This is a genomic window from Pseudomonas sp. Larv2_ips, assembly GCF_963879675.1.
Taxonomy (GTDB): Bacteria; Pseudomonadota; Gammaproteobacteria; order Pseudomonadales; family Pseudomonadaceae; genus Aquipseudomonas.
This window is the reverse complement of record NZ_CAWOAW010000031.1, coordinates 50,290-67,038: the sequence shown is the minus strand read 5'-3', so window position 1 is coordinate 67,038 and position 16,749 is coordinate 50,290. Positions and strand designations below refer to the sequence as shown.

At 62.4% G+C, this 16,749-nt stretch carries 10 protein-coding genes; 7 read left to right on the top strand and 3 right to left on the bottom strand.

Annotated elements, in window-relative coordinates; genetic code table 11:
• Nucleotides 1-266 precede the first annotated feature (266 nt).
• A complete protein-coding gene (locus tag AACV02_RS25995; protein WP_106577699.1) occupies nt 267-1,937 on the bottom strand; it encodes a response regulator in 1,671 nt (556 codons plus the stop codon).
• A 299-nt stretch (nt 1,938-2,236) separates the two neighbouring features.
• On the opposite strand from AACV02_RS25995, the gene AACV02_RS25990 reads away from it, so the two are divergent.
• From AACV02_RS25990 to AACV02_RS25970, 5 genes are all read left to right on the top strand, one after another.
• Complete coding sequence (locus tag AACV02_RS25990; RefSeq protein ID WP_106577700.1) at nt 2,237-3,304, top strand: DUF2333 family protein; 1,068 nt, start codon at nt 2,237-2,239, stop codon at nt 3,302-3,304.
• Between the two features lie 2 nt (nt 3,305-3,306).
• Nucleotides 3,307-3,843 carry an NUDIX hydrolase gene (locus AACV02_RS25985; RefSeq protein WP_119737800.1) on the top strand — a complete coding sequence of 179 codons (537 nt, stop codon included), beginning with the start codon at nt 3,307-3,309 and terminating at the stop codon, nt 3,841-3,843.
• Nucleotides 3,844-4,025: 182 nt separating this feature from the next.
• Entirely contained in the window at nt 4,026-4,397 is a 372-nt protein-coding gene (locus AACV02_RS25980; RefSeq protein ID WP_119737798.1) for a translation initiation factor Sui1, read from the top strand.
• 213 nt (nt 4,398-4,610) lie between these two features.
• A complete protein-coding gene (gene speA, locus AACV02_RS25975; RefSeq protein ID WP_106577702.1) occupies nt 4,611-6,524 on the top strand; it encodes an arginine decarboxylase in 1,914 nt (637 codons plus the stop codon).
• A 154-nt stretch (nt 6,525-6,678) separates the two neighbouring features.
• A complete protein-coding gene (locus AACV02_RS25970) occupies nt 6,679-7,572 on the top strand; it encodes an alpha/beta hydrolase (RefSeq protein WP_119737796.1) in 894 nt (297 codons plus the stop codon).
• On the opposite strand, the gene AACV02_RS25965 is transcribed toward AACV02_RS25970, so the two are convergent.
• Nucleotides 7,517-8,854, bottom strand: coding sequence for an MATE family efflux transporter (locus AACV02_RS25965; protein ID WP_119737794.1), 1,338 nt, complete (start codon nt 8,852-8,854; stop codon nt 7,517-7,519). The genes AACV02_RS25970 and AACV02_RS25965 overlap by 56 nt on opposite strands.
• Nucleotides 8,855-9,153: 299 nt before the next feature.
• On the opposite strand from AACV02_RS25965, the gene AACV02_RS25960 reads away from it, so the two are divergent.
• Complete coding sequence (locus AACV02_RS25960; protein WP_119737792.1) at nt 9,154-14,055, top strand: alpha-2-macroglobulin family protein; 4,902 nt, start codon at nt 9,154-9,156, stop codon at nt 14,053-14,055.
• Between the two features lie 138 nt (nt 14,056-14,193).
• Here AACV02_RS25960 and AACV02_RS25955 read toward each other — a convergent pair whose 3' ends face one another.
• The gene (locus AACV02_RS25955) at nt 14,194-14,484 is read right to left on the bottom strand and encodes a hypothetical protein (protein WP_119737790.1); all 291 of its coding nucleotides are present in this window, start codon (nt 14,482-14,484) and stop codon (nt 14,194-14,196) included.
• A 250-nt stretch (nt 14,485-14,734) separates the two neighbouring features.
• On the opposite strand from AACV02_RS25955, the gene pbpC reads away from it, so the two are divergent.
• Nucleotides 14,735-16,749, top strand: a 2,015-nt coding sequence (pbpC, locus tag AACV02_RS25950) for a peptidoglycan glycosyltransferase PbpC (RefSeq protein ID WP_256680442.1), incomplete at its 3' end; no start/stop codon positions are given.

Sequence of the window (16,749 nt, the reverse complement as noted above, 5' to 3'; positions counted from 1 at the left end):
ACTGCTCAAACGCAACGCGTCGCCGCTGGCCAGGTAGTCGTCGATATTGCGCGCGGCCTGATTCTGAAACGCCTGCGACAGGCCAAGGTAGCGCTCCATCAGCAAATAAGGCCGTTCCAGTGCGCGTTGCGACCACCATAGCGTCGCCCCGAGCGCCAGGCACACGGCCACCAGCAGAAGGGTATTTAAATTGGTCAGCAGCTTCAGGCGCATGCGTGGTTTCAACCGACAGCAAAAGATAAGTGCCTGAAGTTATTGCGTTTCCATTACAGAGTTATGACGGAATCGGTGGATTCCGGTGAAAAGATGGCACTTTGCTTTGATGTGCGCGCAGCCTGCACGCGGTTACGCCCGGCGTCCTTGGCGCGGTACAGCGCCTCGTCTGCCTGAGCGGCCATCATCAAGCTGTCGGAACCGTCGCACAGCTCCACCAGCCCGGCGCTGAAGGTGCACCACAAATCCTGCGGCTGGGCCGGGTAGTGAATTTCGGCAAACCGCCCACGGATTTCGTCCAGCACTTTGCAGGCCGATTCCAGGTCGGTGTCGGGCATCACGATGGCAAATTCTTCACCGCCGTAGCGGCCGATGTAGTCGGTCTTGCGCAAGCGCTGCTTGAGAAACAGCGCCAGGCTCTTGATCACGCGGTCGCCCATGGGGTGGCCGTGACTGTCGTTGACCCGCTTGAAGTGGTCAATGTCGAGCATGGCAAAGCTCAGCGGCTTGTTCTCGCGGCGCGCGCGAAAGCTGCAGTCTTCCAGCAGTTGCAGAATATGGGTGTGGTTGTACAGCCCGGTCAGGCTGTCGCGCACCATTCGTGCTTTAAGGTTGCGTGCACGCGCCGCGCGGTTGCGCACGGTGGTGATCAGGTGGCGCGGTTTGATCGGCTTGGTGAGGAAGTCGTCGCCGCCTTCGCTCATGGCGTCCAGTTGCTTGTCCAGGTCGTCTTCGGCCGACAGGTAAATGATCGGCACGCTGACGTAACGGTCATTGTGGCGGATCACTTTGGCCAGTTCGGTGCCGGTGCAGGCGGGCATGTACATGTCGAGGATGATCAGGTCCGGCTGGAAGTCCGCCAGTTCGGCCATCGCCTGGATCGGCTCGATCAAGGTGCGCGTGACGATCCCGGCGCTGTTGAGCAGGCGCTCGGTGTGCAGCGCCTGGGCGCGTGAGTCGTCGATGATCAGCACCTTATAGGGCTCGTACTGCGCGACGCAGGTCAGCACCTCGATCTTTTCCAGCAGGCTTGAGGCCTCAAGCGTGCCAGTGAGAAATTCCTGGCCGCCGGCGCGCACGGCGGCCAGGCGCGTCGGGGTGTCGGTTTCGTGCAGGCTGAAAAACAGCAGCGGCAGCTTTTGCTCCAGGCCTTCCTGAGCTTCGGCGGCGAGCTTGAGGCCCAGGCCTGCGCCGCAGAAATCCACATCCATCACGATGGCCGACGGCAGGCGCTCGGCCAGCGACGCGCGAAAGGCTGCCACGCTGTCCAGTGACTGGGCGCTCATGCCAAAGAATTCAAGCTGCTTGGCCAGGCGCTCGGCGCGGTCGTGATCGGCCAGCATCACGTAGATCGGCTTGCGCATGGGGGGCAGGAAAGTTTGTTCCAACTGGTCGCCCTGGCGCAGGCCGGTGCGGGACAGGCGCTGCATCAGGCGGTTGAGCTCGGTGATCACCTGGCTGCTCAGGCGGCCGCGATTTTCATCCACCGCCTTGAGGGACTCGCCGATGTGCCGCGCCAGTTGGCCGTGTTCCGGCTGCTCGAAACGCTCGGCAAAGCGCAGCAGGCGCAGGTTGGCTTCGCTGAGTTCGGACAGATCGGTGTTCGACCATTCGCTGCGTTGCAGGCGTTGCCAGATCTCAAGAATTTGACGTGCCTGATGAATTACCCGCTGGGCAAAATGGTGCTTGAGACGCTCACGGCTGGGGTCTTCTGGCTCGGTCATATCCTGACTACTAGTTAGGGTGCATGCTGAGGTCGACTGATGGCTCTATGCTAGCACCTCTTTTCTCCCACATGAGTGTCATACGTCAATTAAGTAGCAGTCTGGGCCATTCAGTTTTTGACCTGATGGTCGCGCTGCGTAAAAAGCGTGCTTCATTTATAGTCGAACATCCCCTGTGCGCCACTTTCGGTTAAAAGCCCCGCGCCGATGGGCACGATGGGGTAGGGTTGTGGTCGGAGTGTTTGAACGCACCCGGACAAATGACGTGCATGAACTCAAGTGATTGAAAGGATATCGCCATGCTGGACTGGAAAAACCGCGCAGGCAGTGCCAAAGGCCCCGCCCCTGAGCCCAAGTCGGCCAACCGTAGTTACTTTCGCAACCTGCTGATGAGCAAAGCCTTGCTCAGCGTGCTGGGTTTGTACCTGTTGGTCACCGGCGCCCTGGGTTGGTACTGGAGCGAAGAGCCGGCGCTGTTCCCGGTCCAGCAAAATGCCCAGCTTGCCGCCGAGAAGGAAGGCAAGCAGATGGTGGTGGGCTACACCACTGTCGAAACCCTCAAGACCGTGGTCGGCACCTTGCTGAACAAGCCCGGTGGCTACATTTCCAACGACCGTTTCCCGCCGGGCCTGTGGATGGACAACATGCCGAGCTGGGAATACGGCGTGCTGGTGCAGGTGCGTGACCTGACCCGTGCCCTGCGTAAAGACTTCGCCCGTTCCCAGTCGCAGTCGGCCGAAGACGCTGACTTGGCCAAGGCCGAGCCGCGTTTCAACTTCGATAACAAGAGCTGGGTGCTGCCTTCCAGCGAGTCGGAGTACCAGGAAGGCATCAACTCCCTGAGCCGCTATGAAGCGCGCCTGTCGGACCCGAACCAGCGCGGCGCGCTGTTCTACGCGCGTGCCGACAACCTGAACAACTGGCTGGGCGATGTCGCGACCCGCTTGGGTTCGCTGTCGCAACGCCTGTCGGCCAGTGTTGGCCGGGTGAAACTGAACACCGCACTGAAAACCGAAGCCCTGGCGCCGGGTGAAGTGCCGCAGGTCGATGAAGAAGTGGTGGAAACCCCATGGATGCAGATCGACAACGTGTTCTACGAGGCCCGTGGCCAGGCCTGGGCCTTGTCCCACCTGCTGCGCGCCATCGAAGTCGACTTTGCCGACGTGCTGGCCAAGAAAAACGCCACTGTCAGCGTGCGCCAGATCATTCGTGAGCTGGAGGCCTCGCAGGAGCCGGTGTGGAGCCCTATGATTCTGAACGGCAGTGGCTTTGGCATCCTCGCCAACCACTCGCTGGTCATGGCCAACTATATTTCCCGGGCAAACGCTGCAGTGATCGACTTGCGTCAGCTCCTCAACCAAGGGTGATGATGGACGCTACTCAAAAGGAGGCCGCGCACCGCGCGGCCTCCGACGCTGAACTGATCGCCTGGGTCGACGAGCAGGACAACCTGCTCGGTACTCTGGTGCGATCCGACCTGCGCCGACGTGGCCTGATCGGCCGTTGCACCTTTATCTTCCTGTTCAATTCTGCCGGTGAGTTGTGTGTGCATCGGCGCACCCTGAGCAAAGCCATGTACCCGGGTTTCTGGGACACCGCAGCGGGCGGCATGGTTGCGGCCGGTGAGAGCTACGCCGATTCGGCGGTCCGTGAGCTGCAAGAAGAGCTCGGCGTTGCGGGCGTGGCGCTGGTCGAGCATGACCATTTCTACTTTGAGGATGGCGACAGCCGGCTCTGGTGCAAATCCTACTCTGCTGTCTGGGATGGCCCGTTGCGCCTGCAACCGGAAGAGGTGATGGAAGCGCGGTTTTTGCCCATTGACATTGTCCTGCAGGAAGCTGAACAAAAGCCTTACTGCCCGGACGCTCAAGAGGGCTTGCGGCGCTATCTGGCCTTGCGTCGCTAAAGTTGCATAAATTGGCGCTATTTGGCTCTTAGCAAGCCGGCTTTTTGCCGTTACACTGCGCGACTTTTCACCCGAACCACCTTTGCGGTTCGGTAGCGCTGCCCCTGCCTGAGTGGGGCTTCGCGGTCGGTAATGCTCCTGGTGAGCGCCGATCAGTCTTTGTCCTCCCAAGAGGATTGCCGGTGGCCAAAAAAGCCGCATCCTTCGCCGCCCTTGGTGGCCTGGTATTTTCCACCGACGCAGGTCGACACTGCCCGGACTGTCGTCAGCCCGTGGATTCGTGCACCTGCAAACAGACCCTGATCCCTGAAGGCGACGGTATTGCGCGCGTGCGACGCGAGAGCAAAGGCCGTGGCGGCAAGACGGTGACCACCATCACCGGCGTGCCGCTGGCCGAAGATGCCCTGAAGGAACTGGCTACCACGCTGAAAAAGCGCTGTAGCACCGGTGGCGCGTTGAAAGACGGCGTTATCGAGATCCAGGGCGATCACGTCGAGTTGCTGTTGGCCGAGCTGATCAAGCTGGGTTACAAGGCGAAGAAATCCGGCGGCTAGCAGCCTCTGTGAAACCCACCCCGATCGCCGGTTTGCTGAACGCGAACTGTCGTCTCCATGGTTTTCACAGAGCCTGTTCCTGACCGGTGTCTAAACTCTGTCCTGCGAGTGGGGTCTACCTTCCTTACAGGCAAATCGTCATTTTCATTCTTTAGACTTCGCCAGCCTTACAAGAAGGGTGTGGTGATCTTCGACTTTATATAGGGGACTTCGATGTCCGTACGACGCACACGCAAAGACGATGGCAGCCAATGGACAGTTGCGGACAGCCGCAGTGTTTACGGGATTCGCCATTGGGGGGCCGGGTATTTCGCGATCAATGAAGCCGGTCGCGTTGAAGTCCGTCCGAACGGCCCGAACAGCACGCCTGTCGATCTGTACGAACAAGTTGACGAGCTGCGCAAAAGCGGCCTGTCCTTGCCGCTGCTGGTGCGCTTCCCCGACATCCTGCAAGACCGCGTGCGCCAGCTGACCGGTGCGTTCGACGCGAACATCGAGCGCCTGGAATACCAGAGCAAGTACACCGCGCTGTACCCGATCAAGGTGAACCAGCAGGAAGCGGTGATCGAGAACATCATCGCCACCCAGGACGTTTCCATCGGCCTGGAAGCCGGCTCCAAGCCTGAGCTGCTGGCCGTGCTGGCCCTGGCACCGAAAGGCGGCACCATCGTCTGCAACGGTTACAAAGACCGTGAGTTCATCCGCCTCGCGCTGATGGGCCAGAAGCTGGGCCACAATGTGTTCATCGTGATCGAGAAAGAATCCGAAGTGGCGCTGGTGATCGAAGAGGCGGCCAACCTCAAGGTCAAGCCACAGGTTGGCCTGCGCGTGCGGTTGTCGTCCCTGGCGTCGAGCAAGTGGGCAGACACCGGTGGCGAAAAGTCCAAGTTCGGTTTGTCGGCGGCGCAGCTGCTGTCGGTGGTCGAGCGCTTCCGCGCTGCAGGCCTGGACCAGGGCATCCGCCTGCTGCACTTCCACATGGGTTCGCAGATCGCCAACCTGGCCGACTACCAACACGGGTTCAAGGAAGCCATTCGTTACTACGGCGAACTGCGCAACCTCGGTTTGCCGGTGGACCACATCGACGTCGGCGGCGGCCTGGGCGTGGACTACGACGGTACCCACTCGCGTAACGCCAGCTCGATCAACTACGACATGGACGACTACGCCGGCGTGGTCGTGGGCATGCTCAAGGAATTCTGCGACGCGCAGAGCCTGCCGCACCCGCATATCTTCTCCGAAAGCGGCCGTTCCCTGACCGCCCACCACGCCATGCTGGTGGTGCAAGTCACCGACGTCGAGAAACATAACGACGAAATCCCGCTGATCGAGAACAAGGAAAACCTGCCGGAAACCGTGCAGTGGCTGGTGGACCTGCTGGGCCCGACCGACATCGAGATGGTCACCGAAACTTACTGGCGTGCCACGCACTACATGAGCGACGTGGCCACCCAGTACGCCGACGGCAAAATCACCCTGGCGGAAAAAGCCTTGGCCGAGCAGTGCTACTTCGCGGTGTGCCGCCGCCTGCACGACTCGCTCAAAGCCCGTCAGCGTTCGCACCGCCAAGTGCTGGACGAGCTCAACGACAAGCTGGCCGACAAGTACATCTGCAACTTCTCGGTGTTCCAGAGCCTGCCGGACACCTGGGCGATTGGCCAGGTCCTGCCGATTCTGCCGCTGCACCGTCTCGACGAAGAGCCGCTGCGCCGCGCCGTGCTGCAAGACCTGACCTGCGACTCCGACGGCAAGATCAAGCAATACGTCGACGAGCAGAGCATCGAAACCAGTTTGCCGGTGCACGCCTTGAACGAAGGTGAAGACTACTTGCTGGGCATTTTCCTGGTGGGCGCTTACCAGGAAATCCTGGGCGACATGCACAACCTGTTCGGCGACACCGACTCGGTGAACATCTACCAGCGTGAAGACGGTTCGGTGTACAGCGCCGGGATCGAGACCCACGACACCATCGAAGACATGCTGCGCTATGTGCACTTGTCGCCGGAGGAGTTGATGACGCACTACCGTGACAAGTGTGCGAGCGCGAAGATCAGTGCGTCGGAGCGTACGCAGTTCCTCGACGCGTTGCGTCTTGGTTTGACGCGTTCTTCGTACCTGTCGTCGTGATCTAAGCTGATAGCAATCTAATGTGGGAGCGGGCTTGCTCGCGAAAGCGGTACATCAGTCACACATGTGTTAACTGACCCACCGCCTTCGCGAGCAAGCCCGCTCCCACATTTGGATCTTCATTTGGCAGTGCCTTGCATGTGGGGTCTGAACGATGTCGAGCAAATGGCTGCAAGCCTTCACCCTGGCATTCGCCGCATTCCTGGCGGCCTGCTCCCCCATCAAAGTGCTCAACGCACTCACGCCCTCCAGCACCTTTACCAAAACCGCCTCCATTGCCTACGGCGATGACCCGCGCCAAACACTCGATGTCTACCGTCCGATCAAGGCATTGCCCAACACCCCGGTCGTGGTGTTTTTCTACGGCGGCAGCTGGAACAGCGGCGCCAAGGATGATTACGGTTTTGTCGGCGAGGCTCTGGCCTCACGCGGCATTGTGGTGGTGATTGCCGACTACCGGCTCTACCCGCAAGTGCGCTACCCCTCGTTTCTGCAGGACAACGCCCAGGCCGTCGCCTGGACTTATCAACACATCGCCGACTACGGCGCTGACCCCAGGCAGCTGTACCTGATGGGGCACAGCTCCGGCGCCTACAACGCGTCGATGCTGGCGCTGGATCCGCGCTGGCTTAAAGCAGTGAACCTGTCGCCCACGATGCTGAAGGGCTGGATCGGCCTGGCCGGGCCGTACGACTTCCTGCCGATTGAAAACCCTGACGTGAAGCCGGTGTTTTTCTTTCCTGACTCACCGCCGGATTCCCAGCCGATCAACCATGTCAGCCACGCTGCGCCGCCGAGTCTGTTGATCGCGTCGGTGAGCGACACGCTGGTCAACCCCACGCGCAACACCGGTGGGTTGGCGAAAAAACTGCGCGCAGCGGATGTACCGGTTGAAGTGTTTTACTTCACCAAGACCAGCCACGCGACACTGGTGGCGTCTATCGCTCGGCCCTTACGCTGGCTGGCGCCGGTATTGGACCGCGTCACGGCCTTTATCCAAGCCACTGATTCTGCCGATTCAAGCGCCAGGCAATCGCCCACAAAGTAAGGCTGCGCAGGGCCATGAACAGCAGGAAGGTTATCCACAGGCCGTGGTTGCCGTACGGCTGCAGCGCCCAGGCGAAGGGCAGCAGCATCGCCACGGTGAGCAGCATGCCGTTGCGCATTTCCCGCGCGCGGGTGGCGCCGATAAACAGGCCGTCGAGCAAGTAGCTCCACACCGCAATCAACGGCAGCACGGCCAGATACGGCAGGTAAATGTCGGCGGTTTCGCGCACGTCGGGGATGTCGGTTTGCATGGCGATAAACAAATGGCCGGCAAAGGTGAACAGCAGCGCGAACCCGACACTGGCGATCAGTGACCAGCCGCAGGCAACCACCAGCGAACGGCGCAGCGCCTGCCGATCATGGGCGCCGATGGCATGCCCGCACAGGGCTTCGACGGCATGGGCCAGGCCGTCCAGGGCATGGGCGGTCAGCAGCAGGCCATTGAGCAGCAGCGCGTTGGCTGCCACGGTGGCGTCGCCCAGGCGCGCGCCTTGCACCGTGATCATGAAAAACACCGATTGCAGGGCGAGGCTGCGGATGAAAATGTCGCGGTTCACCGCCAGCAACGGGCGCCAGCTTTGCCAAACTTTGAGCGCGGCCCAGGCGATTTGCCCGGGGTAGGCGCGCAGGGCGTTTTGCGTCAGGGCCAGGCCGAGCAGGGCGCCGGTCCATTCGGCGATGACTGACGCACGTGCGGAGCCGACCACGCCCCACTCCAGGCCGAGGACGAACCACAGGTTCAAGGCGATGTTGACCAGGTTGGTGGTCAACAGAATCGCCAGCGGCGCGCGGGCGTTTTGCGTCCCCAGGAACCAGCCCACCAACGCGTAGCTGGCCAGGGCGGCGGGCAGGCCGAACAGGCGCGTGTGGAAAAACTCGCGGGTCAGCTGATTGAGTTCGGGAGAGGGTTGCATCCACTCCAACGCCAGGTGGCTCAGCGGAATGCCGACGGTGCCCAGCAACATCGCCAACCCCAGTGCCAGCAGCAGGCCTTGCAGCAGGATTTGCCGCAGCGCCGCGCCGTCATTGCGCCCGGCGGCTTGGGCAGCGAACCCGGTGGAGCCCATGCGCAGAAAGCCCATGGCCCAGGCGATGAAGGTGTACAGGCTGGCACCGACGGCCACGGCGCCCAACTGGTGGGCGTGGGGCAGGTGGCCGATGACCATGCTGTCGACCAGGGCCACCAGCGGCACCGAAATATTTGACAGGATCATCGGCGCGGCCAGCGCCCAGACGCGACGGTGGGTGGGGCGGTGGCGCCAGTCGGTGAGCAGGGTAGTCATGGAGGCTCCTTTGGGGGAGCGGCATTGTAACTGGCCCCTTGCTGCACCGCAGAACCAATGTGGGAGCGGGCTTGCTCGCGAAAGCGGTGGATCAGTGAAGGGCATGTTGACTGACCCACTGCATTCGCGAGCAAGCCCGCTCCCACAATTTGAGCTGTGTTGCTTGTGGGATTTGGCTTGGAGTGATCAGGGGCCAGAACCAAAGCACCCTCCGTCGGTCAATGTGACCAGCACCTCATCGGCCCCTCGCAGGCTGATATATAGTTCACCCCTCGGACCCCTCTCACTACGAGTGCCCCATGCTTAACAAAGGACTGTTCCTGGCCTGCGCGCTGGCCCTGCTGAGCGCCTGCGATTCCTCCGATAAACCGGCTGCCCCGACCGCTCCTGCGGCGGCGACGGTTGCACCCAAGCCGGCGAAAGCGGCGGTGGATGTGGCAGCGCTGAAACAGCGCTATGCCGGCCGTGAGTTGAGCGTGGTGGACGTGTCCGAAGTCCAGTTGGACGGGGCCAGCACGCTGTCGGTGAGCTTTTCCATCCCGTTGGACCCCGAGCAGAAATTCGCCGACAAAGTCCACCTGGTGGACAGCAAGTCCGGCAAGGTCGATGGCGCCTGGGAGCTGTCCGATAACCTGATGGAGCTGCGCCTGCGCCACCTCGAGCCGCAGCGCAAACTGGTGCTGACCGTCGATGCCGGAGTCAAGGCGGTCAACGACAACAAGCTCGCCGCCGAGTACACCGCGCGCCTGGAAACCCGTGACCTGCAAGCCACGGTCGGCTTTGCCAGCCGCGGCACGTTGTTGCCGACGCGCCTGGCCGAAGGCCTGCCGGTGATTGCGCTGAACGTTGACAAGATCGATGTCGAGTTTTTCCGTATCAAGCCCGAATCGCTGCCCTCGTTCCTCGCGCAGTGGGGGCGTAACACCAGCCTGCAGAGTTATGAGTCGCGCGAACTGTTACCGATGGCCGACCTGGTCTACGGCGGCCGCTTCGACCTGAACCCGGCGCGCAATACGCGCGAAACCCTGTTGCTGCCGATCGCCGGCCTCAAGCAATTGCAGCAGCCGGGCGTGTACCTGGCGGTGATGCGCGCCACGGGCACCTACAACTATTCGCAACCGGCCACGCTGTTCACGTTGAGTGATATCGGCCTGTCGGTGCACCGCTATGCCAATCGCCTGGATGTGTTTACCCAGGCGCTCGAAGGTGGCAAGGCGCTGGAGGGCGTGGACCTCGAAGTGCTGGATGCCGAAGGCCGTGTGCTGGGCCAGGGCAAGACCGAAAAGGGTGGCCATGCCGAGTTGCCGCTGCCGAAAAAAGCCCAGGTGTTGCTGGCCAAGCTTGGCGAACAGACCAGCCTGCTGCGTCTGGACAGCGCTGCGCTGGACCTGGCCGAGTTCGATATCGGCGGCCAGCCGGCGCACCCACTGCAGTTTTTTGTGTTCGGCCCACGTGACCTGTATCGCCCCGGTGAAACCGTGCTGCTCAACGCCCTGTTGCGCGACAAGGATGGCAATGCCGTCAAGCCGCAACCGGTGAGCGTGGAGGTGCGCCGGCCGGATGAGCAGGTCAGCCGCAAGTTCGTGTGGGATGCCGATGCGTCGGGCCTCTATCAATATCAATTGCAGTTGGCCGGTGAAGCGCCGACCGGGCGCTGGCAACTGGTGTTCGACCTGGGCGACGGCAAGCCGCAGCTGTATGAGTTTCTTGTCGAAGACTTCCTGCCCGAGCGCCTGGCGCTGGAACTCAAGGGCAGTGACACAGCCTTGAGCCCGGCGGATAACCCGGTGATTCACGTCAATGGTCGCTACCTCTACGGCGCACCGGCATCGGGCAACCGCGTGAGCGGGCAAGTGTATGTGCGCCCATTGCGCGAGGCCGTCAAATCGCTGCCGGGCTACCAGTTCGGCTCCGTTACCGAAGAAGAACTGAGTCAGGATTTCGAGCTGGACGAAAGCGTGCTCGACGCCAAGGGCGAGGAAGAGCTGACGCTGGAAAGCAAATGGGCCGAGGCCAAATCACCCCTGCAACTGATCGTGCAAGCCAGCCTGCAAGAGTCAGGTGGGCGCCCGATTACTCGGCGCCTGGTGCAGCCGATCTGGCCGGCCGAGCAACTGCCGGGCCTGCGTGGCTTGTTTGACGGCAAGGAAACCAACGGCGACGGCCCAGCGGAATTCGAAGTGCTGCTGGCCAACCAGGACGGGCAGAAACTCGCCGCGCAAAACCTCAAGGTGCGCCTGGTGCGTGAGCGCCGCGACTACTACTGGAACTACTCGGAAAGCGACGGCTGGAGTTACCACTTCAACGAGAAATTCCTCAATCTCGACGAACAGACCCTGAACATCAAGGCTGGCGACACCGCCAAGGTCAGCTTCCAGGTCGAGTGGGGCCCGTACCGTGTCGAGGTCGAAGACCCGCAAACCGGGCTGGTCAGCAGCCTGCGTTTCTGGGCCGGTTACCAGGCCCAGGACAACACCGAAGGCGGTGCCGTGCGCCCCGACCAAGTCAAATTGGCGTTGGATAAACCGGCGTATGGCGATGGCGATACCGCCAATGTCACCGTCACGCCACCGGCAGCCGGTAAAGGCTACCTGCTGGTGGAATCCAGTGAAGGGCCGCTGTGGTGGCAGGAAATCGATGTGCCGGCCGAAGGCAAAAGCTTCGCCGTGAAGCTCGACCCGAAATGGTCGCGCCATGACCTGTACGTCAGCGCGCTGGTGATTCGTCCGGGTGAGCGCAAAGCCAATATCACGCCTAAACGGGCCGTGGGTTTGCTGCACCTGCCATTGGATCGCACCCAGCGCAAACTCGGCCTGACCCTCACCGCGCCGGAAAAAATGCGCCCCAAACAACCGCTGACGGTGAAGATCGCCGCCAAGAACGCCGACGGCAGCGTGCCCAAGCAGGTGCATGTGCTGCTGGCGGCCGTGGACGTGGGCATCCTCAATATCACCGAATACCCGACACCGGACCCGTACTCCAGCCTGTTTGGTCGCAAGGCCTATGGCGTGGACCAGTTCGATATCTACGGCCAGTTGATCGAGGCCGGCCAGGGCCGTTTGGCCAGCCTGGCCTTCGGTGGTGATGCGGCGCTGGCCAAGGGCGGCAAACGTCCGGACACCAGCGTGACCATTGTGGCGTTGCAGAGCGCGCCCGTGACGTTGAATGAACAGGGCGAGGGCGAAGTCAGCGTCAATATCCCCGACTTCAATGGCCAATTGCGCCTGATGGCCCAAGCCTGGAGCGATGACCGTTATGGCATGGCCGAAGGCAAGACGGTGATTGCCGCGCCGCTGATTGCCGAGCTGTCGGCGCCGCGCTTTCTCGCCGGTGGTGACCAGACCACGTTAGCGCTGGACCTGTCCAACCTGTCGGGCACAGCGCAGAAACTCGATGTGCAGTTGAGCACTGAAGGGCAACTGGAGCTGGTCAACAGCGGCGCGCAGTCTGTTGAACTCAAGCAAGGCCAGCGCACCACCTTGCGCATCCCGGTCAAAGCCTGGGGCGGGTTAGGGCAGGGCAAGGTCAAGGTCACCGTAAATGGCCTCGACCTGCCGGGCGAAAACCTGCCGCCGTTCAGCCGCAAGTGGACCCTGGGTGTGCGCCCGGCCTACCCGGCGCTGCTCAAGCATTACCGCGCAGTGCTCAAGGATCAGCCGTGGAGCTTGCCGGTCGGCAGCCTGGACCTGTTCGATGCCTCGGGGCGCGAAGCGCTGTTGAGCCTGTCGAGCCGGCCGCCGCTGAACCTCGGCGCGCAGATCAGTGCACTCAAGGCTTACCCTTATGGCTGCCTCGAGCAGACCGCCAGCGGCCTGTATCCGTCGCTGTATGCCGACGCCGCCCTGCTCAAGCGCCTGGACGTCAAGGGCGAGTCGGAGAGCGAACGCAAACGCAAGATCGAGCTCGGCATCGAGCGCCTGTTGGGCATGCAGCGCTACAACGGCAGCTTTGGTTTGTGGGGCGCCGACGGCGAAGAGGAGTATTGGCTGACTGCTTATGTCACCGACTTCCTGCTGCGCGCCCGCGACCAGGGCTTTGCCGTGCCGCCTGAAGCACTGAAGAAAGCCAGCGAACGCCTGCTGCGCTACGTGCAGGAACGCAACCTGATCGAAGTGGATTACAGCGACAACGCCGACCACACCCGCTTTGCCGTGCAGGCCTATGCCGGCATGGTGCTGGCGCGCAGTCAGCAAGCGCCATTGGGCGCGTTGCGCAGTATCTTCGAGCGCCGCAGCGAGGCGCGCTCCGGGTTGCCGTTGGTGCAGTTGTCCATTGCCCTGCAAAAAATGGGCGACCAGCCACGTGCCGATCAAGCCTTGCTTGCCGGCCTGGCGGCGCAACGCAATGCCAACGAGTGGCTGGCCGACTACGGCAGCCCGCTGCGTGATCAGGCGATGATCCTGGCATTGCTTGAAGAAAACGACTTGGCCAAGGGCAAGCGCGAGGAGCGTTTGTTTACGCTCTCGGACCAGTTGGCCGCCAGCCCATATCTCTCGACTCAGGAGCGTAATTCACTGTTCCTGGCCGGGCGCCTCGGGTTTTCCCAGCCAGAGTCGAACTGGCAGGTGTCGCTGACCGGCAGTGGCGGTGTGCAAACGTTGAACAACCAACAATCGACGCTGGCGTTGGATGGCAAGCAGCTGTCCAGCGACCTGACCCTGAGCAATCAGGGCGAGGCGCCGGTTTACCAGCAACTGACGATCTCGGGTTACCCCCAAGTGCCACCGGCACCGGGCGGCGACAACCTGAGTATCCGCCGCGAATACCTGGGCATGAATGGCCAGCCGTTGAACCTGCATAACGTCAACAGCGGTGATTTGGTGCTGGTGCATGTGGCGGTCAGCGCCAAGCAGCGTGTACCGGACGCGTTGGTGGTTGACCTGTTGCCGGCTGGCCTGGAGCTGGAGAACCAGAACCTGGCACAAAGTGCAGCCAGCCTGGAAAACGCCAGCAGCCAGGTGAAGGAGTGGCGCGAGTCGATGCAGAACGCGTCGCTCAAGCACCAGGAGTTCCGCGATGACCGCTATGTGGCGGCGATGAACCTGGAGGGTTATGGCGCCACCACGCACTTGTTGTACCTGGCGCGTGCGGTGACGCCGGGGACTTATCGTGTGCCGCCGCCGCAGGTGGAGTCGATGTATCGGCCGAACTGGCAGGCGGTGGGGGAGACGCCAGCGGATCTGGTGATCAAGGGGCGCTGATACCTGGCGGTAGTCACTGGGTTCAAATGTGAGAGCTGGCTTGCCCGCGATGGCGGCGGGTCAGCCGGCACATTTTGGTGGCTGATAGATCGCTATCGCAGGCAATCCAGCTCCTACAGGGGAGTGGGGGGTGTGAGGTTAGTGGACGACCCAGCTGAGTAGCCAGAGGCCGAGCATTAGCCAGATGACGCCCAGGATGATCGAGGCGCGCATGAAGGCGCGAACGGCCGAATACAGGAAGAGCAGGCCGATGATCAGGGTGATGATGCTGATGATCGAGGTGTCCATGCCCAGTGCGCGGGACATGCCATCGACGAAGTCGCCACCGGCATGGGTGAGCATATTGAACAGCCCACTGAAGAATTCGACGATGTAGTGGATGATCAGGCCAATCGTGTTACCCAACCATCCGAAAAAGTCTGCTTGCATAGGTGTGTCTCGATGAATAAGTGGACGAAATTGCCAGCACTGGGGCTTTGGTCGCGAAGGGTCGCGGCTAGTTCCGTGAAGCATAGAGGTTTGCGGGGTTGAATTTGCGATTTGTTGTGGGCGGGGTGGGGCCGTTGTGAGTGAGGTGACTGACAGACCGTCATCGCAGGCAGGCCAGCTCCCACATTTACTGCGCGTGGGCGTGGGTTTGGTGTTGTTGGTGATTGCGCTGTTGTGGCTGGCGGATCGTATGTGGCCGCTGCCTTTGCCCAAGGATGATTTGGCGCGCGTGGTGCTGGCCGAGGATGGCACGCCGTTGTGGCGCTTTGCCGACGCCAATGGCGTGTGGCGGTATCCGGTGCAGACCCGTGAGGTGTCGCCGTACTACCTGGACGCGCTGCTCACCTACGAAGATCGCTGGTTTTACGAGCACCCCGGCGTGAACCCGCTGGCGCTGCTGCGGGCGACGTGGCAGAACCTGACCGGCGCGCGCGTGGTGTCGGGCGGCAGCACCTTGTCGATGCAGGTGGCGCGGTTGCTCGACCCGCATTCGCGCACTTTCCACGGCAAGCTGCGTCAGCTGTGGCGCACTGCGCAGTTGGAATGGCATTTGTCCAAGGACGAGATCCTTAATCTGTACCTGAACCGCGCGCCCTTTGGCGGGACGTTGCAGGGCGTGGCGGCGGCCAGTTGGGCGTATTTGGGCAAGTCCCCGGCGCAGCTGACCCATGCCGAAGCCGCGTTGCTCGCCGTATTGCCCCAGGCGCCGAGCCGTCTGCGCCCGGATCGCCACCCGCAACGTGCCCAGCAGGCCCGCGACAAAGTGCTGCACCGCCTTGCCGAATTCCAGGTGTGGCCGCAGTCGGCCGTTGATGAAGCCCTGCAAGAGCCGCTGCTGCTCGCCCCTCGGCTCGAACCCAGCCTTGCGCCGTTGCTGGCCCGCCGCCTCAACCGTCCGGACAGCCCGCCGCTGATCCGCACCACCCTCGACGCCACGCTGCAACGCCGCCTCGAAGACCTGCTGCTGGGCTGGCGCGCGCGGCTGCCGGAACACACCTCCGCCGCCATCCTGGTGGTGGAGGAAGAAACCATGGCCGTGCGCGCCTACCTCGGCTCGGTGGATATTAATGATGCCAAGCGCTTTGGCCATGTCGACATGATCAGCGCACTGCGCTCGCCCGGCTCGACCTTGAAGCCTTTTCTGTACGGCATGGCGCTGGACGAGGGGTTGATCCACTCCGAATCGCTGCTGCAGGACGTGCCCCGGCGTTATGGCGATTACCGGCCAGGCAACTTCTCCATGGGTTTCAGCGGCGCAGTGCCGGCGAGTACGGCGCTGTCCAGTTCATTGAATTTGCCGGCGGTGCAGTTGCTGGAGGCCTATGGGCCGAAACGGTTTGCTGCGCAGATGCGCATCGGCGGCGTGCCGCTGGCATTGCCGGCGTTGGCCGAACCGAACCTGGCGCTGATTCTGGGCGGGGCGGGCAGCCGTCTGGAGGACTTGGTCAGCGGTTACAGCGCCTTTGCCCGCGACGGCAGGAGTGCTGCTATCCGATTACAGCCGGACGATACGCTTAAAGAACGGCCGTTACTGTCGCCAGGGTCCGCCTGGATTGTGCGGCGCATCCTCAGCGGCCAGGCGCGGCCCGACCGTGACCCGCGTGCCGAGCTGGTGCAGCGCCCGGTGCTGGCCTGGAAAACCGGCACCAGCTATGGCTTTCGCGATGCCTGGGCGCTGGGTGTGGGGCCGCGCTACCTGATCGGCGTGTGGATTGGCCGGCCCGACGGCACGCCCGTACCGGGGCAGTTCGGTCTGGCGTCGGCGGCGCCGTTGATGTTACAGGTGCATGACGTGCTGACCAACCGCGACAGCCAGCGCGGGATCAGCGCGCCCGTCAGGCCGGTGCCTGCCAATGTTGGCGTGGCCGCGATCTGTTGGCCGCTGGGCCAGCCCATGAGCCGCAGCGACCCCAATTGCCGCCGTCAGCGCTTTGCCTGGACGCTGGACAACACCACGCCGCCGACCTTGCAGGCCTTGGATCAGCCGTTGAGCGTGGGATTGATGGAAAGCGTGTGGGTCAATGCCAAAGGCTTGCGGGTGGACGCGCATTGCCCTGGCGCAGTGTCAAAAAATATCGCCTTGTGGCCGGCACCGCTGGAGCCCTGGCTGCCCAGGGGGGAGCGCCGCGAGGCGCGCATCCCGGCTGCCGACCCCGATTGCCCGCCGCCAGCGCTGGCCGCCTCGTCGCCGCTGTCCATCGTCGG